Source organism: Pseudanabaena yagii GIHE-NHR1, from assembly GCF_012863495.1.
Taxonomy (GTDB): Bacteria; Cyanobacteriota; Cyanobacteriia; order Pseudanabaenales; family Pseudanabaenaceae; genus Pseudanabaena; species Pseudanabaena yagii.
Window position 1 is genome coordinate 156,936 of the sequence record NZ_JAAVJL010000003.1, and the last position, 25,152, is coordinate 182,087.

The following is a 25,152-nucleotide window of genomic DNA, read 5'->3' on the forward strand; positions in this document are numbered from 1 at the left end:
GCACCACTTCTTAATATTTATATGTATATTTAGTTTAGCTATATAAGTTTCTGTATACAGATTAAACATGAATGATGTAACTCTTCAAATAAATCTTTCACCTGGTGATATTAACTACGTTAATCTGACTGTACCTTATCTAGTCAAATCACATCGTGAAAATGTACATGAAGTATTAGCAGTAATTGATTGTTGTCGTCCCCAAAAAACTAAAATCGTTGATCCAGATCAAAGGTTTCCTGAGACTGAATTCAGAAAAAAAGTAGAAAAAATATCATCAATCGCTGAAGAATTAAAATCTCAAGGTTATCTTGATAGAATTATTTATCTATATCCTAACAACAGCTTACAGTCAATTATTTCTAAGAAATATTTGGGTAATTTGATAAGAGAAACTCATGATTATGGTGGTTGTGCTCTTATGTCTTATTTAGCTGCATTTGAAGTAATAAATACACGCTATATTATTCATTATGATGCTGATATGCTCCTATATCAAGCACCAAATTATGACTGGTCAATTGAAGCAAAGAATATTATTAACAAATATCCAAAAGCAGTTGCTGCTAGCCCAAGGATTAGTCCACCTTTTAATAAATATAGAAATACAGTCGATGCACCAAGTATGCATGAGGGAAGACAATTTTCAAGTGTAGAGGGAGGTTGGCGTAATGATTGGTTTAGTACTCGTTGTTTCTTGATGGATGTAGAGAAATTACATAGTTACTTACCACTTATTCAAGGCGGTCAAATAATTGAAACTCTAGCAATAAAATATTTAAATCGAGGTTATCCTAGATCTCCAGAAATTATGCTCTTTGAGAGATTAAGTAAGGCTGGTGGCTGGCGACTCAACCTAAAATCGCAGAAGGCATGGCTATTGCATCCTTCAACTAAGCCATCTCGCTATATAGAATTATTACCGCAAATAATCAATTCTGTTCAGGAGGGGAAAATCCCAGAGCCACAACAAGGCTATGCTGATATTAATTTAGCCGCATGGGAAAATTTTTTCTATTCAATAAAAAGCTAATTTAATATTTGTTCAAACTTTTAAATTTAAAGGATTTGCAATGGAAATGCTAGCTCAGGGCATGAGATCTTTACGTCACGGAGTATTATCTCAAATCCCAAAACCTCTTTATGTATTTGCTAGACAGTTGTCTTTGTTAACTTTAAATGCGATTTCCCTTGGTAAAGGTCGTAGTGTTAAGGTTGCAGGTATTTATCCTCTTCAAGTAGAGTGGGAAAGAAGCTCGGTTGACTTTACAACTTGGGAAGCTGAGTTTATTAAGGAATTTGGTAAGACCCTACAAACTAAAAGAGTTGTTTTTGATGTAGGAGCTAGTATTGGTGAATGGAGCGCTTTAGCTTCAACTTTAGTAGGTTCTGAAAATGTTCATGTGTTTGAACCAGATCTACCATCATTTAAAAACATTGAGATTGTTTTTAAGCTAAATAATTTATCTGCCCCTGCGGGCATTTTCTCTGGATTTTTAGCTAATCAAGATTCCTTTGAAGAAGATATTTGGCAGCAAGTTTCTTCTCATCAATTTCCACCTAAAGTAAATGGACAAGCAGGATTTCAAAGTATTAAGTACCCTCAGGATTTACCGATCGCAAAACTTGATACTTACTGCTTAAAAACAAAAGTTATCCCAGAAGTAATTAAGATTGATGTTGAAGGTGCTGAAGGTGAAGTATTGCGTGGAGGGGAATATGTTTTGCAAAATTACCATCCAATTATCTTTCTAAGTCTTCATCCTTGGGCATTACAAGATTTTGGGGATACTAAATCCGATCTACTTAATTGGATAGAACAGAAAGGCTATGTCTGTCGTTTATTGGCAATAGATCATGAAGAACATTGGATTTGTGAGCCTAAAATTTAAATTTAACCCATGCGTATCTTAATTACTGCAGATCCTGAATTACCAGTTCCTCCACAACTTTATGGTGGTATTGAGCGCATTATTGATTTATTGGTGATGGGATTGCAGGATCGCGGTCATCAGGTAGCGCTCGTTGCACATCCTGAATCAACATCACCTGCACAACTTTTTCCGTGGCGAGGGAAGCGATCGCAAAGTAAGCTCGATACCTTACAAAATATGTTTACGCTATGGTCAGCAGTACGGGAATTTCAACCTGATGTTGTGCATAGCTTTTCGCGCATTTTCTATATGTTGCCAATTTTGCGATCGCCTATTCCCAAGATCATGTCTTATCAGCGCAAACCTAGTGATCACACTGTTAAGCTAGCATCGCAAATTGCAGGTAATTCGCTCACTTTTACAGGCTGTAGTGACCACATTTGCCAAATAGGGCGTAAGGCTGGAGGAACTTGGCAAACTATTTATAATTGTGTCGATCTTGAGAAATATACATTTCAAGCAAATGTAAATCATGATGCCACTCTCGTCTTTTTGAGTCGGATTGAGAGGATTAAAGGGGCACATACAGCGATCGAGATCGCGCAAAAAACTGGTAAAAGACTAAGAATTGCTGGCAATCATAGTGAGACAGGCGAAGAAGGGAAATATTGGCGAGAACAAATAGTTCCACATCTTGATAACGGGCAAATTGAATATATTGGTACAGTTAATGATGAACAAAAAAATAATTTATTAGGTCAAGCCTTAGCAATGGTTGTACCTATTGAGTGGGAAGAGCCATTTGGTATAGTTTTTGCAGAAGCTTTAGCCTGTGGTACTCCCGTAATATCTTGTCCGAGAGGTGCTTTACCTGAAATCATTCGTCAAGAAATTGATGGTTATCTAATTGAAACAATTGATGAAGCTTGTCTAGCTGTTCATAATATTTCTAAAATTAATCGTCATAATTGTCGCCAAAGGGTTGAAAATAAATTCTCAAATTCAATAATTACGAAGCAATATGAGCAAATTTATAAAATGTGATCTTAGCATACACCAAATCTACTCATTGTGTAACTTCCAAATGATTTAAAAAACGTTCAATATTTCTGTAATGCTAAATTCTATACATCAATCTGTCCCAGTAAATTCAAACGCAATTCAATGTCCAGTCTGTCACACAGTTTGCGATAGTCCGCCACTGTATAGCTACACAGCCTCACAAGCGGCTGCTTACTTTTGTCCTGAAATGCGTGATCCAGAGCGATACCAACGGCTTAAAAATTGCATTCAAAGATTATGGCAAAGTGATAGTTTGGTAATTTTACAATGTCAAAATTGTGGCTTTGGTTTTGGTTATCCATTTATAGGTGGAGACGAAGAGTTTTACCAGATTCTCCATGAACAGAAGGGATATCCTGCTTGGCGGTGGGATTATGATGTTGCACTTCAAGAAGTCTTAGAACCGACGCAAACAGGGAAATTGCTAGAAATCGGTGCAGGTGCGGGAATTTTCTTAAAAAAAGTAAGACAATCATGGAATTGTTATGCCACAGAAGGTAGTGAATCAACTAGAAAAGATTTAAAGTCATTGGGAATTCAAGTTTTCTCTGATCTCGATTTAACGATAGAGTCTCATCAACAATCTTTTGATGTTGTTGTATTATTCCAAGTTTTAGAACATATCTCTGATTTCCACTCTATTCTTGATAACTGTCGAAAACTCTTGCGTGTTGGCGGCAAGATTGTGATTACTGTACCTGATGGAGAAGCAATGATCCTCCAAGAAAAAATTACTGGCTGTCCTGATATGCCTCCAAATCATATTAATAAATGGACTCCTAATAGTCTCTCTATTGCCCTACAGCAACATGGTTTTGAGACTCAAACGGCTATATTTGAACCATCTTCGTGGAAAAATTTTAGAGGCTACTTACATCTCAAAATAATTGCCGAGGCAACAAATCCGCGATCGCTAGCTTCCCAAATTTATCGCATTAAAAATAAAAAAATTAGAGTACCTTTACTCGCTGTTTTAGGAATTTCAGCAATGTTTAAAATGCTTCCTTATTTTCGGGATTTGCGGAAAGGAGGAGCTTTTGCCATGATTGGGAGCTTAAAGGACAAACAGTGATTACATCTTTTTTAAGAACTTGGAGATTTATTTATTCCCATCCTCTTGCATCGCGGAATTTGCCATACGCAATCAAGCAGTGGTTCAAATGGCAAATTGCCTCGCGCATTCTTAAGATGCCAGTAGTGGTTCCATTTATCGGTGAAGCTTATTTAGTTGCTGAGTTAGGTATGACTGGAGCAACAGGCAATATTTATACGGGACTCCATGAGTTTGTAGACATGGCTTTCTGTTTACACCTTCTGCGTGCTGGAGATCTCTTTGTAGATGTAGGAGCAAATATAGGTTCTTATACAGTGCTTGCGTCAAAAGTAGTTGGAGCGAATAGCTTTACGATCGAGCCAGTGCCAAAAACCTTTGGTTATTTGCATCGTAATATAAATCTGAATGAAATATCTTCTCTTGTGGATAGTCGATGTTGTGCTGTAGGACGGAATCATGGCTTGCTTAAATTCTCATCGGATCTCGATACCACGAATAGAGTAGTTGATGGCAGCTATTCTGGAAGTTCGATTGAGGTTCCTGTGCAAACTCTAGATCGCATGATGGAGCAATTACAACCGACCTTAATTAAGATTGATGTTGAAGGATTTGAATTTGAAGTCATAGCAGGTGCACTGAAAACACTCTCATATAGTTCATTACTCGCAATTTTGATAGAAACAGTTGAACCAAATACTAGGAAAATTCTTGAAGAATATGGCTTTGAGCCTGCAATTTATCATCCATTTCAAAGGGATTTACAAGTTTCAGAGAACAATCATTTAAGTAGTAATTATTTGTGGATAAGGAATAGATCTGAAATTATCAGAAGATGTAAGTCTGCGCCGATTTACCAATCACTAGGAGTTGATTTTTAATGCAGAGACGAGTTCTGATTATTAGCCCTAACTTCCCGCCCATGAATGCAGCCGATCATCAAAGGATTAGAATGTCATTGCCCTATTTTAATGAATTTAGATGGGAGCCAGTTGTCTTATGCATTAATCCCAATTTTGTGGAAGGTGTTGTCGATCCTAATTTAGATTTAACAGTTCCTTTAAATATAGAAATTATTAAGTGTAATGCTATCCCTCAGCAAATTTCTCGCAAGTTTCTGATCGGTAATTTAGCCTTAAGAGCAATGCCTTATTTAATGAGAGCAGTTTCCAAGTATTTAGAAAAAAATACAATTGATTTAATATATTTCTCTACAACCATATTTCCAGTTATGGTTTTGGGACGCTACTGGTTAAAGCGATATAACATTCCTTATGTTCTAGATTTTCAAGATCCTTGGTTAAATGACTATTACGATCGCACTAATAGCCCACCACCTGGAGGTAAAGTAAAATATCAAATATCTCAGTCACTTGCTAAAACTTTAGAGCCATTTGCCCTGAAGAAGGCTAGTCATATCATTAGTGTTTCTCCAGAATATTCCAAAATACTAATGCAGAGATATGCATGGCTAGATCAAGAAAAATTTACGATTCTGCCATTTGGTGCACCTGAAAAAGATTTTGAAATATTGCCTAGATTAAATATCAACCACAAAATCTTCGATCCCAATGATGGTTATAAGCATTGGGTCTATGTCGGTAGAGGAGGAGATGATATGGCTTTTAGCATTAAGTCTCTATTTATGGCAATTCAAGCACATCGACATCAAGTTCCTGAAGCATGGCAAAACATCAAAATACACTTTGTGGGAACGAAATATTCAATCTTTGATAATAAGAAAGAAATAGAGTCTATCGCAAAATTTTATGAGCTTGATGACTTAGTAACGGAATATCCGCAACGCATCCCTTATTTTGAAGCATTAAAAGTATTAACAGATAGTCACGGTATTTTAATCATTGGATCTGATGATCAAGGATATTCTGCTTCTAAGATTTATCCATGTATTCTTGCACATAAGCCAATATTAGCTATCCTGCATGAGCAAAGCCTTGTAGTGAATGTCCTACAAAACTGCAAGGCTGGACAAATAGTGAAATTTAACCGCACAGAATCGAGCACGGAATCCATCAATGAACTAGATTTGGTAATAGCCAAAATTGAATGGTTATTATCCCAATCACAGAATTATACTTCTCATACAGACTGGCAGGCTTTTCAATCGTATACAGCTAGAGAAATGACTCGTCAGCAATGTGCTATTTTTAATCGATGTATATCTTCTTGAAGATCTATGCTTAAGCATTTACCAGCACCAACCCAAGATACTCAACAAGCAAAGATAAATAACCGTAATGGTCAACGTCAGCTACTACCATTTTTCTGGTTTTTATTAGGAGCTTATGCTGTTTTTGCGATTACTAAAGTATATTCTAGCCAAGTAATTTTTGCAGAAGATATATTTGGGGCTTTTACAATTTCTGTAGCGTCTTTACTTTCTGTATATCTTTGGTGTTCAGGTAAAGCTTTTGGTATTCCTATTTTTCCGCTATTTTCAATTACTTATGTATGGACTTGTGCGATTCCATTAATTTCAGCAAATCCTTCAGTATTTAGTTATAGTAATTCTGAAAGATTTTTTGCCAGCATGACAGTTACAGGATTTCTTTTACTTTCAACATCAATATGGTATCAGTTTGTTAATAGATTTCCACATCCTAGAAATCACTATAGAACTCTCGATATCCAGAAAGGCGATCCTATTTTTTTAGGGGTTTTGTTTTTAGGAAATATATATACAATATTTAGTCTAGCTGGTTGGTTATCCTTAGATTCAGGCTCATTTTCTCTAGTTCGAGCTGCAATTTTAGGGCTATCAGCGATCGCGACATTTTCTATGTCCTATAGATATGGTGCTGGCAAGTTATCTACAAGTAATAATGCTTTGTATTTAACTTTAATCACTACAAATATAATTACTAATTCTGTATCTCTTTTATTAATTAGTTCATTAACTTTATTTTTGATTACAGTTGTTGGCTACTCTCTAGGCAAAAGGAAATTTCCTTGGATCTCGACAATATTAATGTTGAGCTTATTTGCATTGCTCCATGCAGGCAAAGCCCCGATGCGGGAATTATACTGGCAACAACCAGTTGAACCTTGGCAATATCCATCTAGATGTATTGAATGGATTGATTTTGGTATTAAGTCCTTATCATCTAAGGAAGTAGAAAGTGGAGAATCTGAACAATCAATTATTGAAAGAGCTAGCGTTTTTCAACAGCTTTTATTAACGCAATCTTTAACAGAAAAGGGAATGCCACTACTTGATGGTTACACCTATGCAATTATTCCCCAATTGCTTCTTCCTCGAATTTTTAATCCTGATAAAATCACTAGTCATGAAGGCACATCTATTTTAAATATTTATTATGGTAGACAGACTCGTAAGGATACACAAACGACAACGATTGGTTGGGGATTATTAGCGGAAGCTTATGCTAACTATGGTCTATGGGGATGTGGTTTATTGGCTTTCCTTTGCGGGGCTGGTTATGGATATGTGTCACTCATGAGTATTAATGCACCAGCATTTAGCGATCGCTATTTATTTGCAATTTTAGTGATGAGCTATGCTTTCCAGACAGAATATACGGCGGGTGTGTATGTAGCAGCATTATTTCAATCATCAGTAACATTATTAGTATTCATATTCTTATTGATGAAAGTAAAAAAATTAGAAGATATAGAAGTTTCGTGATTAATTTAGCAATAGTTGCATCACATCCGATCCAATACTACGCGCCACTGTTTCAACGTATTATTCAGGAATCTGATCTCAAAATCAAAGTATTTTATCTATGGGATTTTGGAATTACTAATCAGATTGATCGAGGTTTTCAGCAATCCTTAAAATGGGATATTTCCTTGCTAGATGGCTATGAGTTTGAGTTTGTATCTAATACTAGTAAAGATAAAGGAACTCATCATCTATTTGGATTGCAAAATCCGACTCTCACGAATCAAGTATTAGGGTTTAATCCAGATGCAATATTACTCACTGTTTCCTATAACTATGCAAGTATTTATAAATTTCTTTGGGAGCTAAGAAATCATAATATACCGATTATATTTCGGGGTGATTCCCACCGAATTTTGGCTAAGCAAGATCTAAAAAGTAAAATTAAGAGATTGATTATTGCTAAGATCTTTCAAAACTTTGCAGCTTGTCTATATGTTGGTAAAGCTAATTACGATTATTTTCGATACCACCATGTTCCAGAGCATCAGCTATTTTTTACACCTCATGCGATTGATAACCAGCGCTTCTCAGATGCAAATATTAATTTGCAGGAAAAAGTTAAACTTTGGAAACAGGAATTAGGTATTCCGCTAGATAGTCAAGTCATTCTTTTTGCAGGGAAATTTGAAGAAAAAAAGTGTCCTTTAGATTTAATTCAAGCTTTTATCCACGCTCAGTTACCTTCAGTCTCATTTCTATTAGTTGGATCTGGTGTTTTAGAGTCAGCAATACAGGATTTTGCTGTGCAAAATCAGCATATTTATCTTGCACCTTTTCAAAATCAATCACTGATGCCGCTTACTTACGCTATGGGGGATATTTTTGTTTTACCTAGTTATGGTGCTAGTGAGACATGGGGACTCGCGATTAATGAAGCGATGTGTATGGGTAAGCCTGTAATTGTGAGTAACCATGTGGGCTGTGCGGCGGATTTGGTTAAGCCCTTTGAGAATGGTTTGATTTTTGAGGCGGGGAATGTGGATGCGTTGACGGATTGCTTACGGGAGGCAATGAGCGATCGCAATCGCCTCAAACGCTGGGGCGAGGAAAGCAAAAAAATTATCGCTAATTATTCATACGATCACGTAATTGCAGGATTAAAACAAGCTTTGAAAGCAGTCTTAAAATAAAAAAGCCTCGCATTGCGAGGCTTTTTATTAAGGATCGACCCAGCGATCGTCGGATTTGATGAGGGCAATTAATTGTTCTACCCCTTCGGCTTCAGGAACGCGCTTAATTTCTTCTTTGCCGCGATAGAGTGAGATTGTGCCAGGGGTTTTGCCGACATAGCCGTAGTCTGCATCTGCCATTTCCCCAGGTCCATTGACGATACAACCCATGACGGCAATGTCGAGACCGACGAGGTGCTTAGTTGCTTCGCGGACTTTGTGGAGGACTTCTTCGAGGTTAAATAGGGTGCGTCCACAGGATGGACAGGCGACATACTCCACCATTGTTTTGCGGAGTCCGAGGGATTGGAGAATGCTGTAGCAAACGGGGATTTCCTTTTCGGGAGCTTCGGTGAGGGATACGCGGATGGTGTCACCGATGCCTTGGGCAAGTAATGTGGCTATGCCTGCGGTGGACTTGATCCGTCCATATTCACCATCACCTGCTTCGGTTACACCGAGGTGTAAGGGGTAATCCATCCCCAATTGATCCATGCGCTTGACCATCAATTGATAGGCGGCGATCATCACAGGGACGCGGGAAGCCTTCATGGAGATGACAATATTTCTAAAGTCGAGGTCTTCACAGATGCGGATAAACTCGATCGCCGATTCGACCATGCCCTGAGGAGTGTCACCGTAGGTAAAGAGCATCCGTTCGGCGAGGGAACCGTGATTTACGCCGATCCGCATCGCTTTGCCCTGTTCTTTGAGGGATAGAACTAAGGGCTTGAGGGTATCACGGACTTTTTCGGCGATTTCGTCAAATTCTGATTGGGTGTATTCAGTGCGATCGGCTTTGGGCTTCTCGAATACATAGAGACCGGGATTGATGCGAACTTTGTGAATATGCTTAGCGACTTCGAGGGCAATTTTCATGCCGTTGTGGTGGACATCGGCGACTAGAGGCACGTCAAGGTAAGTACGCTGGAGCTTTTGGCGGATTTCTGAGAGGGCGGCGGCATGAGCCATGCTGGGGACGGTGACGCGCACAATTTCACAACCAATTTCATGCAGGCGGCGAATTGCAGCGACGGAGCCATCGATATCGAGAGTATCTTCGTTAATCATCGACTGCACAACTACGGGCGCACCACCACCGATGGTGATGTTGCCTACTTGCACGGGTCGGGTTTTGCGTCTGACGATTACACCGAGATTTTCACTGCCATCGATGATTGGCTCAACTTTACCATTTTGGGTGCTGGGTCTATTCTCAGAAACAGTCGTCATAACACTTTTCGTTGCTTTCAACTATTTAGTGTATCTGAAGTGGCACATCGTGAAAATCATTTTTTCTGGTCAATATCCTATGGTTTACAAAAGATTGAACCTATACAGCGCTTTGCGCTGACTTGAAACCCAGAGAAATTTTTGCAAGCTCGGCGAAGCCGAGCTTGCAAAAATTTCTCTGGGTTTCTTATTCGTAGGATGCGTTAGTGCAACGTGACGCATCAAGTTAAGCGGGAAGGCTAATTATTTGTAGGCAAAATATGATGCATAAAGTGGTTAAAAATGATGGGTTACGCGATCGCTAACCCATCCTACGTTTAGTTGTCATAGACACATTTCTTACAGCAAATTCCGATCAAACCCGCCACAGGAAGAGTAATCTAGAAGCATCACGAAATAGAAATAAAATATGGCAGCATATTCGCGCTTATTTACGGGAAAAGATATTAAGTGCATGGCAAAACAAAGAAAATACGCAGAGAGATTTGGCAAAACGATTTAAAGTAAGTTTATCTTTTGTGCGAGATTTATTGCGTCGGTATCGAGAAACAGGTGAAATCGCCGCAAAACCGCAAGGAGGAGATCGACGATCCAAAATTAAAGGCAAGAATGAAGAATTAGTGAAAGCAATTGTTAGAGAACAAAATGATATATATCTGCGAGAGATAAAAGAAAAACTCCAAGAAAGCAAAGAAATTAAGGTGAGTGTATCGAGTTTAAGCCGTACTCTCAAGCGATTGGATTTAGGACGTAAAAAAAAACTTTAGTAGCCAGTGAACAAGCCACAGAGAGAGTCCAAAAATTGCGCTATGAGTTTCGGAGTTGGCTCGATACAATAGATGTAAAAAACCTTGTATTCATTGATGAGACAGGACTAAATCTGGCGATGACAAGGTTCTATGGCAGATGTGAAGGGGGAGCAAGAGTATATGACGACCGTCCAAGCAACAAAGGCAAGAACATTACTTTAATCGGCGCAATGAGTGATACTGGGTTGATAGCAGCAATGACTTTTGTGGGCAGTTTAAATACTGCAAGCTTTTTAGTTTTTATTGAAAAAATATTATTGCCTCAATTATGGGTTGGAGCAATTGTTGCTATGGACAATTTGCCAGTACATTACGCAGAAATTGCGAAAATCTTAATTGAATCTGTTGGGGCTAAGGTCAAGTTTCTCCCTCCTTATTCTCCTGACTTATCACCGATTGAGTTGTGTTGGTCAAAGTTAAAGGAAATTATTCGTTCAGCTAAAGCTCGTACAATCGAGGCTCTTGATGCGGCAATTACTTCGTCTATTCAGACTATTACTGATGAAGATGCTCTTAATTGGTTCCATCATTGTGGCATCTGCTTTGAGCCTTTTAGGTAGCTTCTTTTGTGGCGGGTTTGATCAGAATTTGCTGTAAAATTAGGATAGCTTTTCATAATCGTTTCATTTTCTTGTCTTTCTATGCTATATTTCAAAAAGTGAAACGATTATGAAAGTAATCATGAAGTCCCAAATCATTAGCAAATCAAGCTTAAAGGCACTAACTAAATATTTAGTGAAGTATGCAGTTGTGATACCTAGCTGCGTATTGATGATTGGGCTGAGTGGATGCACGAACTCGGCAAGTCAGCGTGAAGTTACCAACAACAATGCCATTCGCCAAAATCCTCAAGGTAAGAAGGTGATTTTGACAACGTTTACAGTGCTGGCGGATATGGCGCAAAACGTGGCGGGGGATAAAGCAATCGTCGAGTCAATCACTAAGGTGGGGGCAGAAATTCATGGATATGAGCCGACACCAAGTGATTTACAGCGTGGGCAAGGCGTGGATCTGATTTTAGATAATGGTCTAAATCTAGAGCGTTGGGCAGATCGTTTTTATAACAGTATTCCGAAGGTAGAGCGATTAACCTTATCGGAGGGTGTGCAACCAGTAAATATTGCCGAAGATGCTTATCAAGGTAAGCCCAATCCTCACGCTTGGATGTCGCCACAGAATGCCTTGATCTATGTGGATAATATTCGGAAAGCATTAGTCAAGCTCGATCCTGTAAATGCTGCGACCTATGAGGCAAATGCTAAAGCCTATAGCCAAAAGATTAAAGATATTGATGCCAAACTCAAACAGGCGATCGCGGTAATTCCTCCTGATAAACGCTATATCGTCAGTTGTGAAGGCGCTTTTTCCTATCTAGCGCGTGATTATGGCTTGAAGGAAATATATATCTGGCCAGTGAATGCGGAGCAGCAAGCCACACCGAAGCAAGTCCAAAAAGTAATTGATGCCGTTAGAGCTAAGCAGATTCCGACGGTGTTTTGTGAGAGTACGGTGAGTAATGCGGCGCAGATGCAGGTGGTGAAAGAGACAGGAGCGAAGTATGGAGGAGTGTTTTATGTGGATTCGCTATCTCCTCCCGATGGCGTGACACCAACCTATCTGAAGTTATTGGAATACAACGTCAATACATTAATTAAGGGATTGAGTCCCACATAAAGATATTTTGAGAACGCGAAGCGTTCTCAAAATATCTTTCCAACACTTAGAGATTTTAAAAGGATAAAACTATGGATACGATTAGCATTGATATTGAGAATGTGACGGTTGCCTATCATGGAAAGGTTGCTCTGCATAGCGCTAACTTACAACTGAAAGCAGGCACGATCTGCGGTCTGGTAGGAATGAATGGTGCAGGTAAGTCAACTCTCTTTAAGTCAGTGATGGGTTTTGTCAAGCCGATGAGCGGTCGAGTCTTAATTAATGGCTTACCAATTCGGATTGTTCAAAAAAAGAGCTTAGTTGCCTATGTGCCACAAACAGAAGAAGTAGATTGGAACTTCCCTGTGAGTGTTCATGATGTGGTGATGATGGGACGTTATGGCTATATGAATTTCCTACGGATGCCAAAAGCGCTCGATCGCCAAGTGGTACGTGAGAGCTTAGAGCGTGTGGAAATGTGGGAAATGCGCGATCGCCAAATTGGTGAATTATCGGGTGGTCAAAAGAAACGTGCCTTTTTCGCAAGGGCTTTGGCGCAACAGGGGAAGGTGTTGCTTCTCGATGAGCCATTTGCAGGTGTGGATGTGAAGACTGAGAAGATGATGATTAATCTGCTAATGGAATTGCGTGATGCAGGTTATACGGTACTAGTTTCTACTCACGATCTGGAATCGATTAATACTTTTTGCGATCAGGTGGTGTTAATCAATCGCACGATTCTTGCCTATGGTCAGACTTCAGAGGTATTTACCGAAGAAAATATTTCACGGACTTTTGGCGGCTCGTTTAAGTTTGCCTAGTGTATTAACCACCTTTAATTCCCCCTTGGGAAGGGGGAAGACAAAAATATTATTCCCTCCCATTTACAAGGGGAGGGTTAGGGAAGAGTACATTTCCTCAAAAAAGAATTTAGGAATTAAAGAATGGACATTATTCATTGGTTTACAGCACCGTTGCAATACGGGTTTATGGTGAAGGCGATTTGGGTGAGTGCCCTTGTGGGGATTGTTTGCTCAGCTTTATCTTGCTTCATGATTTTGAAAGGATGGGCGTTGATGGGCGATGCAGTATCCCATGCGGTACTTCCGGGGGTGGTACTTGCCTATGTGATTAATATTCCCTTTGCGATCGGGGCTTTTGTGTTTGGTGTAGGTTCCGTGATTGCGATCGGCTTTATCAAAGCGAATACAAGAATTAAAGAAGATACAGTAATTGGCTTGGTCTTTACGGGGCTATTTGCTTTGGGAATTGTGCTGGTATCGAAGATCAAGAGTACCGTCGATTTAGGACATATTCTGTTTGGGAATGTGTTGGGAATTGCCGATAGTGATATCATCCAAACCGTGATTATCAGCGTGATTACATTGGTAACGCTCGCGATTTTGCGAAAGGATTTGATTCTCTTTTGCTTTGATGCGACCCATGCCCGTTCAATTGGTATGAATACCACATTTCTCTATTACGTGTTGCTGTCGTTGTTGTCGCTCACGGCAGTAGCAGGGTTGCAAACGGTAGGAATTATCCTCGTTGTGGCGATGTTGATTACCCCCGGAGCAACTGCCTATTTATTGAGCGATCGCTTTGACCATATGATGTTAATTGCGATGGCTTCGGGGATGTTTGCCAGTGTGATGGGGACTTACATCAGTTATCACATTGATGGCTCGACGGGGGGCTGTATTGTGGTTTTACAAACATTGTTATTTTTGGCGGCGATGATTTTTGCACCGAAGCATGGGATGCTAGCGCGATCGCGTCAACAAGTTTCTGAATCCTAATCAATTCGCATCCCTTCTGTAACAGGATCAAAATTTGTTGGTAGTTTGGTACTAAGGCTATATTTTGCACCTGTAAACTTAGCTTCAGTAAATACGGCTTCAGATAGGTCAGCACTACTGAGATTTGCTTCACTGAAGTCTGCTTCTCGGAGTCTTGATTGGCTTAAGTTGGCATTCAATAAAATTGCTCCGTTTAAGGAAGCCTTAAGTAATATTGATTTGATTAGGGTTGCACCTGTCATTAACGAGCGACTTAGGTTTGCACCTGTGAGATTGGCGCGACTTAATTCAACTCGATTGAGAATGGCAGTTGATAGATCTGCTTGAAACAAAAGCGCAGAGCTAAGATCAGTCCCTGTCAGATCTGCTTTTCTGAGGCTTGCCCGACTTAGATTAATCTCTTTTAATACCAAGCCGCTTAAGTTAGCACCATCTAATTCGGAGCCTTCAAAGTTACGCTCTCCTTGATTATATTGGGTTAATAATTGTTCAGCACTACTTACTTTTGCCATGCATCTATACCTGTTATGTACTTTTCTGGATTCTAGAATAACCTAAAGGTTAATTTTTATTTACCTGCGCTTAAGAGTGGAGCATACATCATCAGAGCATGATTTTCGGCGATCAATTCTTCATCGAGAAGTTGGTTTGTATGGCGATCGCAAATTTTACGAAAAAGCTGATTTTGACGCATATATTTTCCTGCGACGGGGCCACTAATAAGGTGATTCTTTTCCACGATTTCATATCTATAATGACTTTCCATATCAGAATGGATCGCTCCGCATAGATGCTCATCGGTTAGCCATAGACAAAGCTGATACTGATGTGGTGTTTTGTTCTCAATTTGCAGGTCGATGTAGTTGTAGGAGACAGTTGCGCCACTGCCAAAGGGTAATGTGCGATTGACATCTGGGAAAACGTCATAGCCATGTCGCCAGCGTTCTCTGACCGATAGCGGTGAATGTATTGTCATCCAATAGATGAGGTTGGCGAGTTGACATAAGCCGCCGCCATAGCCAGTGCTGACTTTACCATTGTCTAAAACCATGCCTAGTTTAAATCCCTTCTGTTTGGTGGGATTGCCGACTAAATACCAAAAGGAAAAGACTTGGTTGGGCTGAATCACTAATCCATCAATCTGCGCGATCGCTAGTCGTAGGTTTTCGATTTTGTTATATTGCAGCCACATTTCTACGTCTTTGAGTTGGCGCAGTAGGATCGACTGATGGGTAAAGATTTGAACGGGTAGGCGATCGCGTTTAAGTTCAGTGGCAAATTTGCGATCGCTAAAAATCCACTCAAGGCGACGTTTGAGAATGTAGAAGTAGCGCCCTAACCATAATCTCAATTTACTTCGTTTGATTGTCTGTTGAAGATTATGGTTTTGCATGGTTTTCTCAAGGGTGAGATTAGGTCAGGCTTGCCAAATACTAAGAATTGCATCGGCAATTTTCTTGACGGGTTCGATGAGGCTAGCTGCTTTGCTAATTAAGCCTGTGAAGGCATCGAGCAAAATCGGGAGCATTCCCTTTTTTTGTGACGGATCTTTTGCCGACATGTTGCCAATGTTGAATAAAAAATGAGAATGGATTTTACGATGTGTATTGCCAGTCTAGACTTTTTTATCTCAAACTACAGTTATAGGTTGATCTCCTTCTAAAATATAAAGAAGGGGGGTTAGTCTAATTTTTCTCGGATGTCGCTACAATAAATAGAAAATCAAGTTTATTGGTGTAAAGCAGCTATGCATATAGAAAAGTTGCGGATGCAAAACTTTAGGGGCTTTAAAGATGTCACCATAGATTTTCCATCAAATCTTGCTGTTTTTATTGGTGTGAATGGCTCAGGTAAATCAAGCATCATTGACTGTTGTGCTTTGTTCTTATCTTTACTAGTTACCTCAGTTAGGATGTTTCGCGATTTTCATGATTCTGAACCTCCAAGCATTTCAGAGAGTGATATTACAATTGGTTATGATGAAACTCAAAATCAAATAGATGTTTTATTGGATTTAAAAAGACTAAGCTTTCCACTTATATTGACGAGAAAATCATCTCGTGAGATGAATCTTTTCACAAGAATAAATACATCGGAATCTATTAAAGAAGGGGAAAAAGTTATATTTCATAATGAAAGCTACTATGGATTAGATTCAGTTTTTTCAGAAGTTGTGAATGATTTTTATCAGATTTTAACTAATAAGCTTAGTGATGAGAATATTTACGATGGATTCCCAATATTAGTTCATTATTCAACTGATAGAGCAGTAAATGAAATTGTTTTAGATAGTGATCAAAAAAATCTTAATATTCCAGCATTAGCTTATGATTATGCGATCACAAAAAAAGTTGATTTCACTGATTTCTTTGTTTGGTATAGAAATCAAGAAGACTTAGAAAATGAAGTCAGACTAAGTGACAATCCCAATTATGTAGATCACAAGCTAAAAACCATCAGAAGTGCTATTCCTCTTTTCTTACCAAAACTATCTAACTTACGAGTAAAGCGCTCCATGCCTATACGTATGACAATGATGAAGGATGGTGATGAATTAAATATTAAGCAACTTTCTAGTGGTGAGAAAAACTTGTTGGTAATGGTTGCGGATATAGCGAGAAGATTGGCGATCGCTAATCCAGATCCTACAAAAAATGCATTAGAGGGCGAAGGAATTATTTTAATTGATGAAATAGAACTACATTTGCATCCTCAATGGCAGCGTGATATTATTCCACGTCTTACCAGTACTTTCCCAAACTGCCAGTTTATTGTGACAACACACTCCCCTCAAGTTCTTAGCAACGTCAAAAAAGAGAACGTATTTGTTGTTGAAGATTTTCAAGTGTATCCTGCTGATGCCTATACGTTTGGGCGTGATAGTAACTCGATTTTATCTGAGCTAATGGGAGTTACTGAAAGACCAGTAGAAATTCAAAACAAACTAACCGAATGTCTATATAAGATCGATGATGGTCAAATCGAAGAAGCCAAAATATTACTTCGTGAATTGTCAGATTTGCTTGGTCATAATGACTCAGAAATTGTTAAGGCAAATACTCTGATTAGTTTTCTATCTAAGGTGAAATGAAAAAGATTATTAAACAATCAGAGCCAAGATCTCTTGTAGAACATCGATCACAAGCTAATGCTAACTATGATAACTATCCAGAAAAAGATGATCTACGAAAATCATTGCTAAAAGAGCAAGGATATATTTGTTGCTACTGTATGAGCCGCATCAAATTAGATGAGATGAAGATAGAACATTGGCAACCCCAAACCAAATACATATCTCGACAACTCGACTATAAAAATTTGCTTGGCGCTTGTATGGGGAATCAAGGAGCACGTCCTCAAAACCAACATTGCGACACTAGAAAAGGAGATAGTGAAATTACGATCAATCCCATTGAAGGTGATAAAAATTGTGAAAAATTAATCAAATATCGTCCTGACGGTAAAATTTACTCTGATGATTTATCTGTTAATAACGATTTGAATGAGACTTTAAATTTAAACCTTGGTTTTTTGAAGAAAAATCGTAAAGATGCTCTTGATGTCGTAATTCGCAAACTTAATGAGAAATTCTCAAATAAAACTTGGGCTAAAATCACCGTGCAGAAGGAATTAGACAAATTGAATACAAAAGATGAAAACGGATTTTACGATGTGTATTGTCAGTTTATAGTTTCGTATCTCAAATCAAAGTTATAGAGCGATCGCGTAAATCCTGATTAGAAAAATCTAGAGGCTGAGTCATATATTTAGGACATTTGCCCGAAATCAAAACAGCGACAAACATCTAAAATATTAATAGCAAATCTCAAGATCGGCAAAACTATTGCATTTTGCTAAGTTTCGCTGACGAGTTTCGGTAAATAGGAGGCAAAAATGGCTGACATCCAACAACTACGACTACTCGAAGAAGGAGTCGATGTTTGGAATCGGTGGCGCGATCAGCATCCAGATATCGAGATCGACTTCCAAGAAGCCCAATTAAACATTGCAAATTTACGCTATGCCAACCTAAGCAAAGCCAATCTCGCAGACGCAGATCTCTATCATGCAAACTTGATAGAGGCGAACTTGCAATATGCAAACTTAACGCGAGCAGTTTTAAATGGAGCGATCGCCACAGGTTCTCTCAGCCATGCCAACCTTAGTGAAGCGAACCTTTACAGTTCCATTTTTAACTTTGCCGACATGAGCTATGTGAACCTACAAAATGCCACAGCGATCGCTGCAAATTTCAATAGTGTCAATCTTCAAGGAGCGAACTTGCAAAATATCAATGCTAGTCATGCAATCTTCTGGCAAACAAACTTGCTCGAAACGAACTTGAATAAAGCAGTTTTTTGGGGAGCAAAATTTTACTGCGCTAACTTAAGGCGATCGCTATTACAAGAAACCGATCTTAGCGGTGCAGACCTGAGTGGAGCCGATTTGCGCGAAGCCGATCTCAGTGGAGCCGATTTGCGCGAGGCAAATTTAAGTCGAGTTAACCTAGAGGGCGCAAACTTAGAGGGGATTCGGTGGGGCAAGGATGTACGCGGGCGCGATACCAATTGGCAGAATGCGATCGGGCTTCAGTCAGCACTAAACGTTCCTAAAGCACTCTTACGATAGGATAGACATTCTATTAGTGCATTGCGTAAAAAAATAGAAATTTTGGAAAGCGTGGCTTAGCTACGCTTTCCAAAATTTCTCTGCACTAAATTGCTATGTTAAAATCATCAAGCAACAAAACTAACTGGATTCATTATGACTATTACGGTTAGCGCAAAGGTAAACGATCCAAAAGAGATTGTAGAAGTCAAGCCAGAAATTGTTTCTGATGTTTGGGTAAGAGCCTCTTGGGAAGAATTTCTAGCTCTTGCTGAAGAACCAAGCTTAGACAAGGCTAAATTTTACTATGACCAGCATCTAATGAGGATTGAAATGTCACCCATTGGACCAATTCATGCCCATGAGAATTCAATTGTTTCTAACGTCATTCGCCTATTTGCTACTCTCGCGAATATTGTTATCTATGAGTATACCAACTGTAGTTTCAGGAAAAAGAACAACGCAGAATTTCAGCCAGATATAGCTTTTTTCTTGGGAACTGGATTGAAGATTCCACCCAGAAATAATGCTCCTGTTGATCTAAATGAGTTCGATTTACCGACCCTAGTTGTAGAAATTTCAGCAACTACTATTCAAGATGATTTAAGTTACAAACGATTGCTCTATGAGCGTTTAGGCATTCAAGAGTATTGGGCAGTGAACGCCAATACCTCAGAAGTATTTGCCTTTGCGATCGCTGAAGGTCATAGTGGCAGAATTAGTGCATCAAGAGTTCTCGAAGGATTAGAAATTAGTATCGTCGAAGAAGCCTTAAAACGTAGTCAAGCGGATGAAGATGATGGCGCGATCGCAAGATGGTTATTACAGACTTTCGCGAAATCTCCGACCGAATCCTGATCCCGAATCCTAATCTATGACAAGCAATCCTTTACAGCAAGCACTGAAACAATACTTTGGTTATGACTCCTTTCGTGCTGGTCAGCGTGAGATTATCGAAGCCCATCTTGCGGGGCGTGACACCTTGGCGATTATGCCCACAGGGGGCGGAAAATCCATTTGCTTTCAGTTACCAGCCTTATTAAAAACTGGTGTAACTATCGTTGTATCGCCTTTGATCGCCTTGATGCAGGATCAAGTTACAGCGCTTAAAGAGAATGGCATTGGCGCAACTTTTTTAAACAGTACTTTGTCAGGTCGAGAAACTCATCTGCGATCGCAAGCAATTTTAAATGGAGCGATTAAACTCATTTATGTTGCACCTGAACGCTTATTTGCCGAGCAGTTTATCGAATTTCTGAATATCGTTAAAAACAAAATTGGCATTGCAGGATTTGCGATCGATGAAGCCCATTGCGTCTCAGAATGGGGGCATGATTTTCGTCCTGAATATCGTCAATTGAGCCGTCTGCGACAGTTCTATCCCGATGTCCCCGTCATTGGCTTGACGGCTACGGCAACAGAACGAGTTAGAGAAGATATCATTCAACAATTGCAGTTGCAACAGCCCTACGTTCATGTTGCTAGCTTCAATCGCAATAATCTCTATTATGAAGTTGTTCCCAAACAAGGAACTGAACAATCCTATGTGGATTTGTTAAGGCAAATCAAGAGAATGCAAGGTTCAGGAATTGTCTATTGCCTCAGTCGTAAGCGTGTCAATGAAATCGCAGAACGTTTGCGAGAGGATGGGATTGTGGCGATCCCCTATCATGCGGGTTTGAGTGCTAAGGAACGGGAAGAAAATCAGACTCGATGGATTCGGGATGATGTGCAAGTGATGGTAGCCACGATCGCTTTCGGAATGGGAATTAATAAGCCCGATGTGCGGTTTGTAATTCATTATGACTTGCCCAAAAATATTGAAGGCTATTATCAAGAATCAGGTCGGGCTGGGCGGGATGGCGAGGATTCCCACTGTACATTATTTTTAGGCTATGGGGATTTAGAAACGATCAAATATCTCATTGCCCAAAAGGTCGATCCACATACCAATGAGCCATTGGAAGCGGAACAAAGAATTGCTCAACAGCAATTGCGCCAAGTCGTTGACTATGCCGAAGGTGTCGCCTGTCGTCGCACCATTCTCTTACGCTATTTTGGCGAACATTTTCATGGCGATTGCGCCAATTGCGATAACTGCCTCACGCCGAAGCCAATGGAAGATTGGACAGTGGAGGCTCAGAAATTCTTATCCTGCGTGGCAAGGGTCAAGGAACGATTTGGAGCAGGTCATGTAATTGATATTTTGCGAGGTTCAATGAATAAAAAGATTTTGCAGCATGGGCATGAAAGTCTTTCTACTCATGGCATCGGTAAAGATCGGAGTCTCGATGAATGGCGACAACTTTCGCGATCGCTAATTCATCAAGGTTATTTAACCCAAACTACTGATGGTTATGCAATTCTCAAACTCAATGATCGCAGTTGGGAAGTGATGCGTGGTCAGCGTAATGTGCTATTGCCGATTGAACGGGATACGGAACCTGTAACTGTTACAGAGCGCGAAACGAGCGAAAGACCTGTTGATGTGGAAATTCTCTTTGAGAGACTTCGCCTACTACGCAAAAATCTCGCCGATGAGCAGGAAGTTCCGCCCTACGTGATTTTTAGCAATGCTACTCTCAATCAAATGGCTGAACAGCAACCCACAAGTCGCAAAGAATTTGCGAAATTATCGGGCGTTGGCGCAAAGAAATTAGAGCAGTATGCCGATGATTTTATCGCCATCATTCTCGAACATCATCTCAAATATCCACCTGCGGAACCTGAAGAATCAACAACTTCTAGGGTTAAGCAAGAATCGGTCACGCCTAAATCCAAGCTATCTAAAGCAAGTACCCAGCGTGAAACCTTGGCGATGTATGAGAATGGTCTAGATATTGATGAAATTGCTCGCGATCGCGGACTCAAACCTGCAACAGTCTGGACACATCTCGTACAACTAATTGAGGCGGGCTATGCGATTAATTGCGATCGCCTTGTAACGCCAGAACGCCAAAATGTCATTTATGAAGCTCTCGAAGCGATCGGTGGTGATTCCCTTCGTAATCTCTTCGATCATCTCCGAGAGGAATACACCTATGACGAGATTAAAATTGTGCGTGCCATCTGGCAAAACGAAAAGGAACCGCTATAGTGACCTTAGACAAATAACTTAAGCAACCAACCGATCGCACCTCCAGCGATTATTAACCAAGCGGAATTGACCTTGGGAAATTTGAGCAAGATTGTGAGACTAGCGATCGCCACTGCAACTGTCCAGATATCAATGAAAGTACTCTTTCCTAATTCCCATGCTACGGCTGCCATTAATCCAATGGAAGCAGCATTTACCCCATCGAGAAAACCTGCTGTCCAAGGAGATTTGCGTAAATTAGACACAAAAGGATTGATCGCCAGTACTAGGATAAACGCTGGTAAAAAAATGCCAACCGTAGCTGCGATCGCCCCCAAATTTCCTGCTAAGAGATAGCCAATAAAGGTAGCCGTAGTTAACACAGGTCCGGGGGTAAATTGCCCGATCGCTACAGCATCTAACAATTGCTGTGAGGTTAGCCAATGAGTGCGATCGACAAATTCCTGTTGCACAAAGGCAAGCAAAACATAGCCACTACCATAAAGCACAGACCCAATTTTTAAAAAACTGAGAAATACGGTGTGCCAAGGCTTCGGTGTGATAGTAGGTGTGATATTTGTGGCGATCGCTCCTAGAGGTAAGGGAACAAAGGAAAAAGGAAAAAACAAAACTGAGAGGGATTTAGAATTTTTCAAGGATACTAAATTGCGAACAAGGCTTACTACCACACCTGCACCTAGCATTAAGGCAACTTCGTTAATTTGGAGAAAGTACAGTGCTAAAACTACAAGCCCTGCGCTCCAAGTGGGAATATTTTTTAATGCTGATTTCCCTAGTTTCCAGAGAGATTGGGAAATAATCGCAATGATTACGGGCTTAACTCCATACAGCAACCAACCCACCGCAGGAAGCGTTTGATATTCCACATAAACGATCGCCAATCCCCAAACCAACAACATCGCAGGCAAGATAAAACAAGCTCCTGCCACGATTACGCCCTGCCATCCCGCTTGCTCCAAACCGACATGAATTGCTAACTCCGTTGAGTTAGGTCCAGGAATGAGATTGCTGATACTTAACAAATCCAATAACTTTTCGCGACTGAGCCAGCGCCGATTTTGCACTACTTCTAATTCAATCTGGGCAATATGAGCCGCAGGCCCCCCAAAGGCGATCGCACCTAGCTTTCCGAAAACTAATGCTAACTCCCACAATGGAGTTTTGGATTTTGGCTGAGGCTCTGGGAATGAATCATTTGATAAAATTTCTGACTTTGGATCTGGTTTGGTATACTCAGGCATATTTTTTTGGAATTATCTGCGACATACTCTGTTAAATAAATCCCAACCAGATTTAAGTTATGAATAGAGTCTCTAGCCAAAAAACTCTTGTAATAGTTGACTCTGTTGAGCATACACAAAGCTCTATACTTTTTGTAAGTATCCCAGAATACTAAATAGTTTTTGCCAAAGATATTGTCATGGTAGACCTACTCAAATCCCTGAAAACACAGCAGTTGCCCAATCCTGAAAGCTCCGATCAAGGATGTGGTCATTCATCTGAGCCGATGTTTTACTACTTTGCGTATGGCTCCTGTATGTGTCCTGTGGATTTAAAGCGATCGCTAGGTGAGTCTGCCCATCAATATGTTGTTGGTGTCGCCCGTTTAAATGGTTATAAGCTAGGATTTTATTACCGTTCACCTCACCGTGGTTGTGGTTGCTTAGATATTGTCAAAGATCCTAATACCTATGTAGAAGGAGTCCTATATTGCTTACCTCTACGCCTTAGCGATCGCTTAGATATTCGTGAAGATGTCTCAAAAGGCGGCTATCAGCATGAATTGATCACAGTCACGGTTGATCAAAAGGTTTATACCAATGTCAGAACCTATAGTGTTGTCAACAAGCTAGCCCGCGAACTCGCTCCTAATGATTGGTATTCCAATGTGGTATTACGCGGCGCATCTACCTGTGGTTTAACCGAAAAGTATTTCTGGCAATTGTTCTATCACATTTACAAATTGCAGTCCTACAACTACAACTATCAAGAATGTGGCTAAAGTAAAGAAGTGCGGTACAAAGTACCGCACTTCTTTTTTAATTAACAGAGATTGGGAAACGCGATAGTAATTTTCATCTTGCTGTAGACAAAACGAAAACTACTATAATAAATAGTTGAAAAGTACTGCCAATTAAAGCTTTTCAACTATTTACTTAGAATGCGATGAGAAAGCCAATTACAGAGCGTATTGCCCAGCTAGATCCACAGCAGGATTGTCAAGAAATTATCTTTTTGCTCACATATCATGTTTTTCCTTGGGATATTGAGCGGGCTTTAGAATTTGCCCTATTTCGCACCTATGCCATTCCTGCCATCTCTAGCCTCTTAGCGAAAACAGGAGAATTTATTAAGCGACCCCGTAAGCGTTACGACGATACGGAACTAATCATGTCAGAAATTGTTGAACATGGCTATGATAGCGATCGCGGTCAAAGGGCATTGCGGCGCATGAACCAAATGCATGGACGATTTCCAATTAGCAACGAAGACTTTCTCTATGTCCTCAGCACCTTCATTTACGAACCAATTCGTTGGTTAGACCGCTACGGATGGCGATCGCTAACGCGCAATGAGCAACTGGCTTGTTTTTACTTTTATCGAGAGGTGGGCTTACGGATGAATATTCGTGATATCCCTGAAGATTTCGATCAATTTGAGCAGTTTAACCGCAATTACGAGCAAAACAATTTTGTTCTAGCTACTTCAAATCGAATCATCGCTAAAGTTACGGTAAATTTATTTTTAAGTTTTTATTTACCACGATTACTATGGTCACTAGGAAGACCTCTTATTTACGCTGCACTTGACGATCCTTTAATGGCAGCACTTTCTCTTCCTTGTCCACCTGCTTTTTTACGCAAAATGGTTACAGGTACTTTGAAATTACGCGGCAAACTTGTAGGATTCCTTCCTGAACGTCGCGAACCTTTGCTAGGCACTAATCGCAAGCGCCCATCTTATCCTGAAGGTTACAAAATTGAAGAGCTAGGTACATTCTCTAAGGATGGCTATCGGTGACAGACATCGTTTTGCACCCTCATTTTGGGAAATCTACATATAGATAATTCAAATAAAAAATAGG

Annotated in this window: 24 protein-coding genes and 1 pseudogene; 20 read left to right on the forward strand and 5 right to left on the reverse strand. The window is 40.0% G+C overall.

Features of this window, described 5'->3' with window-relative positions:
- The first annotated feature begins 67 nt into the window (after positions 1-67).
- From HC246_RS20935 to HC246_RS20970, 8 genes are all read left to right on the forward strand, one after another.
- Complete coding sequence (locus HC246_RS20935) at positions 68-1,033, forward strand: hypothetical protein (protein ID WP_169365385.1); 966 nt, start codon at positions 68-70, stop codon at positions 1,031-1,033.
- A 40-nt stretch (positions 1,034-1,073) separates the two neighbouring features.
- A complete protein-coding gene (locus tag HC246_RS20940) occupies positions 1,074-1,892 on the forward strand; it encodes an FkbM family methyltransferase (protein ID WP_169365386.1) in 819 nt (272 codons plus the stop codon).
- 9 nt (positions 1,893-1,901) lie between these two features.
- Positions 1,902-2,918, forward strand: coding sequence for a glycosyltransferase (locus tag HC246_RS20945; protein WP_169365387.1), 1,017 nt, complete (start codon positions 1,902-1,904; stop codon positions 2,916-2,918).
- A 70-nt stretch (positions 2,919-2,988) separates the two neighbouring features.
- Positions 2,989-4,008 carry a class I SAM-dependent methyltransferase gene (locus tag HC246_RS20950; RefSeq protein ID WP_169365388.1) on the forward strand — a complete coding sequence of 340 codons (1,020 nt, stop codon included), beginning with the start codon at positions 2,989-2,991 and terminating at the stop codon, positions 4,006-4,008.
- On the forward strand, positions 4,005-4,868 hold the full coding sequence (locus HC246_RS20955) for an FkbM family methyltransferase (RefSeq protein ID WP_169365389.1): 864 nt from the start codon (positions 4,005-4,007) through the stop codon (positions 4,866-4,868). The genes HC246_RS20950 and HC246_RS20955 overlap by 4 nt, the downstream gene beginning before the upstream one ends.
- Positions 4,869-4,909: 41 nt before the next feature.
- Positions 4,910-6,178, forward strand: a complete 1,269-nt coding sequence (locus HC246_RS20960; RefSeq protein WP_211167890.1) for a glycosyltransferase — start codon at positions 4,910-4,912, stop codon at positions 6,176-6,178.
- A gap of 6 nt (positions 6,179-6,184) precedes the next feature.
- Complete coding sequence (locus tag HC246_RS20965) at positions 6,185-7,654, forward strand: hypothetical protein (RefSeq protein WP_169365391.1); 1,470 nt, start codon at positions 6,185-6,187, stop codon at positions 7,652-7,654.
- Positions 7,651-8,826, forward strand: coding sequence for a glycosyltransferase family 4 protein (locus HC246_RS20970; RefSeq protein WP_169365392.1), 1,176 nt, complete (start codon positions 7,651-7,653; stop codon positions 8,824-8,826). The genes HC246_RS20965 and HC246_RS20970 overlap by 4 nt, the downstream gene beginning before the upstream one ends.
- Before the next feature lie 27 nt (positions 8,827-8,853).
- Here the strand turns inward: HC246_RS20970 and ispG are convergent, their stop codons facing one another.
- Complete coding sequence (ispG, locus tag HC246_RS20975) at positions 8,854-10,098, reverse strand: (E)-4-hydroxy-3-methylbut-2-enyl-diphosphate synthase (protein ID WP_211167891.1); 1,245 nt, start codon at positions 10,096-10,098, stop codon at positions 8,854-8,856.
- 485 nt (positions 10,099-10,583) lie between these two features.
- On the opposite strand from ispG, the gene HC246_RS20980 reads away from it, so the two are divergent.
- The 5 genes and pseudogenes from HC246_RS20980 (at position 10,584) to HC246_RS21000 (ending at position 14,362) form a co-directional block, all read left to right on the forward strand.
- On the forward strand, positions 10,584-10,865 hold the full coding sequence (locus HC246_RS20980; protein WP_225903073.1) for a helix-turn-helix domain-containing protein: 282 nt from the start codon (positions 10,584-10,586) through the stop codon (positions 10,863-10,865).
- 20 nt (positions 10,866-10,885) lie between these two features.
- Positions 10,886-11,467, forward strand: a pseudogene (locus HC246_RS20985) (IS630 family transposase); the annotation flags it as partial.
- Positions 11,468-11,588: 121 nt separating this feature from the next.
- Positions 11,589-12,581 carry a metal ABC transporter substrate-binding protein gene (locus tag HC246_RS20990; RefSeq protein ID WP_169365393.1) on the forward strand — a complete coding sequence of 331 codons (993 nt, stop codon included), beginning with the start codon at positions 11,589-11,591 and terminating at the stop codon, positions 12,579-12,581.
- Positions 12,582-12,652: 71 nt separating this feature from the next.
- Entirely contained in the window at positions 12,653-13,384 is a 732-nt protein-coding gene (locus HC246_RS20995) for a metal ABC transporter ATP-binding protein (protein WP_169365394.1), read from the forward strand.
- A gap of 123 nt (positions 13,385-13,507) precedes the next feature.
- Positions 13,508-14,362, forward strand: coding sequence for a metal ABC transporter permease (locus tag HC246_RS21000; RefSeq protein WP_169365395.1), 855 nt, complete (start codon positions 13,508-13,510; stop codon positions 14,360-14,362).
- Here HC246_RS21000 and HC246_RS21005 read toward each other — a convergent pair.
- From HC246_RS21005 to HC246_RS21015, 3 genes are read right to left on the reverse strand one after another with little or no spacing between them, the layout of a single operon-like run.
- Positions 14,359-14,874, reverse strand: a complete 516-nt coding sequence (locus tag HC246_RS21005; protein ID WP_169365396.1) for a pentapeptide repeat-containing protein — start codon at positions 14,872-14,874, stop codon at positions 14,359-14,361. The two genes, HC246_RS21000 and HC246_RS21005, sit on opposite strands and share 4 nt — an antisense overlap.
- Before the next feature lie 56 nt (positions 14,875-14,930).
- Positions 14,931-15,755, reverse strand: coding sequence for a VanW family protein (locus tag HC246_RS21010; protein ID WP_169365397.1), 825 nt, complete (start codon positions 15,753-15,755; stop codon positions 14,931-14,933).
- A 24-nt stretch (positions 15,756-15,779) separates the two neighbouring features.
- Positions 15,780-15,923, reverse strand: coding sequence for a hypothetical protein (locus tag HC246_RS21015; RefSeq protein ID WP_169365398.1), 144 nt, complete (start codon positions 15,921-15,923; stop codon positions 15,780-15,782).
- A gap of 186 nt (positions 15,924-16,109) precedes the next feature.
- Here HC246_RS21015 and HC246_RS21020 point away from each other — a divergent pair, with 186 nt between their 5' ends.
- The 5 genes from HC246_RS21020 to recQ all read left to right on the forward strand — a co-directional run bounded on the left by HC246_RS21020 (position 16,110) and on the right by recQ (position 22,067).
- Positions 16,110-17,453: an AAA family ATPase gene (locus HC246_RS21020; protein WP_169365399.1), complete on the forward strand. Its 1,344-nt coding sequence runs from the start codon at positions 16,110-16,112 to the stop codon at positions 17,451-17,453.
- The gene (locus HC246_RS21025; protein WP_169365400.1) at positions 17,450-18,079 is read left to right on the forward strand and encodes a retron system putative HNH endonuclease; all 630 of its coding nucleotides are present in this window, start codon (positions 17,450-17,452) and stop codon (positions 18,077-18,079) included. Before HC246_RS21020 ends, HC246_RS21025 begins: the two co-directional genes overlap by 4 nt.
- A 177-nt stretch (positions 18,080-18,256) precedes the next feature.
- Positions 18,257-18,991 (forward strand): pentapeptide repeat-containing protein, encoded by a 735-nt coding sequence (locus tag HC246_RS21030; protein WP_169365401.1) that lies wholly within the window; start codon positions 18,257-18,259, stop codon positions 18,989-18,991.
- 135 nt (positions 18,992-19,126) lie between these two features.
- Positions 19,127-19,828 carry a Uma2 family endonuclease gene (locus HC246_RS21035; RefSeq protein ID WP_169365402.1) on the forward strand — a complete coding sequence of 234 codons (702 nt, stop codon included), beginning with the start codon at positions 19,127-19,129 and terminating at the stop codon, positions 19,826-19,828.
- Between the two features lie 16 nt (positions 19,829-19,844).
- Positions 19,845-22,067, forward strand: a complete 2,223-nt coding sequence (gene recQ, locus HC246_RS21040; protein ID WP_169365403.1) for a DNA helicase RecQ — start codon at positions 19,845-19,847, stop codon at positions 22,065-22,067.
- 5 nt (positions 22,068-22,072) lie between these two features.
- Here the strand turns inward: recQ and HC246_RS21045 are convergent, their stop codons facing one another.
- The gene (locus HC246_RS21045) at positions 22,073-23,308 is read right to left on the reverse strand and encodes a chromate transporter (RefSeq protein ID WP_169365404.1); all 1,236 of its coding nucleotides are present in this window, start codon (positions 23,306-23,308) and stop codon (positions 22,073-22,075) included.
- 179 nt (positions 23,309-23,487) lie between these two features.
- On the opposite strand from HC246_RS21045, the gene HC246_RS21050 reads away from it, so the two are divergent.
- Both HC246_RS21050 and HC246_RS21055 read left to right on the forward strand, forming a co-directional pair.
- Positions 23,488-24,069 (forward strand): gamma-glutamylcyclotransferase family protein, encoded by a 582-nt coding sequence (locus tag HC246_RS21050; RefSeq protein ID WP_169365405.1) that lies wholly within the window; start codon positions 23,488-23,490, stop codon positions 24,067-24,069.
- 164 nt (positions 24,070-24,233) lie between these two features.
- Complete coding sequence (locus tag HC246_RS21055; protein WP_169365406.1) at positions 24,234-25,088, forward strand: oxygenase MpaB family protein; 855 nt, start codon at positions 24,234-24,236, stop codon at positions 25,086-25,088.
- Positions 25,089-25,152 lie beyond the last annotated feature (64 nt).

Bases quoted from the DNA above. Each gene is read 5' to 3' on its own strand.
- HC246_RS20990 (WP_169365393.1), top strand. From the start codon at position 11,589: ATGAAGTCCCAAATCATTAGCAAATCAAGCTTAAAGGCACTAACTAAA.
- HC246_RS20940 (WP_169365386.1), top strand. From the start codon at position 1,074: ATGGAAATGCTAGCTCAGGGCATGAGATCTTTACGTCACGGAGTATTA.
- recQ (WP_169365403.1), top strand. From the start codon at position 19,845: ATGACAAGCAATCCTTTACAGCAAGCACTGAAACAATACTTTGGTTAT.
- HC246_RS21050 (WP_169365405.1), top strand. From the start codon at position 23,488: ATGGTAGACCTACTCAAATCCCTGAAAACACAGCAGTTGCCCAATCCT.
- HC246_RS21015 (WP_169365398.1), bottom strand. From the start codon at position 15,923: ATGTCGGCAAAAGATCCGTCACAAAAAAAGGGAATGCTCCCGATTTTG.
- HC246_RS21055 (WP_169365406.1), top strand. From the start codon at position 24,234: ATGAGAAAGCCAATTACAGAGCGTATTGCCCAGCTAGATCCACAGCAG.
- HC246_RS20950 (WP_169365388.1), top strand. From the start codon at position 2,989: ATGCTAAATTCTATACATCAATCTGTCCCAGTAAATTCAAACGCAATT.
- HC246_RS20960 (WP_211167890.1), top strand. From the start codon at position 4,910: ATGAATGCAGCCGATCATCAAAGGATTAGAATGTCATTGCCCTATTTT.
- HC246_RS21000 (WP_169365395.1), top strand. From the start codon at position 13,508: ATGGACATTATTCATTGGTTTACAGCACCGTTGCAATACGGGTTTATG.
- HC246_RS21005 (WP_169365396.1), bottom strand. From the start codon at position 14,874: ATGGCAAAAGTAAGTAGTGCTGAACAATTATTAACCCAATATAATCAA.
- HC246_RS21010 (WP_169365397.1), bottom strand. From the start codon at position 15,755: ATGCAAAACCATAATCTTCAACAGACAATCAAACGAAGTAAATTGAGA.
- ispG (WP_211167891.1), bottom strand. From the start codon at position 10,098: ATGACGACTGTTTCTGAGAATAGACCCAGCACCCAAAATGGTAAAGTT.
- HC246_RS20935 (WP_169365385.1), top strand. From the start codon at position 68: ATGAATGATGTAACTCTTCAAATAAATCTTTCACCTGGTGATATTAAC.
- HC246_RS21020 (WP_169365399.1), top strand. From the start codon at position 16,110: ATGCATATAGAAAAGTTGCGGATGCAAAACTTTAGGGGCTTTAAAGAT.
- HC246_RS20965 (WP_169365391.1), top strand. From the start codon at position 6,185: ATGCTTAAGCATTTACCAGCACCAACCCAAGATACTCAACAAGCAAAG.
- HC246_RS21025 (WP_169365400.1), top strand. From the start codon at position 17,450: ATGAAAAAGATTATTAAACAATCAGAGCCAAGATCTCTTGTAGAACAT.
- HC246_RS21045 (WP_169365404.1), bottom strand. From the start codon at position 23,308: ATGCCTGAGTATACCAAACCAGATCCAAAGTCAGAAATTTTATCAAAT.
- HC246_RS20945 (WP_169365387.1), top strand. From the start codon at position 1,902: ATGCGTATCTTAATTACTGCAGATCCTGAATTACCAGTTCCTCCACAA.
- HC246_RS20995 (WP_169365394.1), top strand. From the start codon at position 12,653: ATGGATACGATTAGCATTGATATTGAGAATGTGACGGTTGCCTATCAT.
- HC246_RS21035 (WP_169365402.1), top strand. From the start codon at position 19,127: ATGACTATTACGGTTAGCGCAAAGGTAAACGATCCAAAAGAGATTGTA.
- HC246_RS21030 (WP_169365401.1), top strand. From the start codon at position 18,257: ATGGCTGACATCCAACAACTACGACTACTCGAAGAAGGAGTCGATGTT.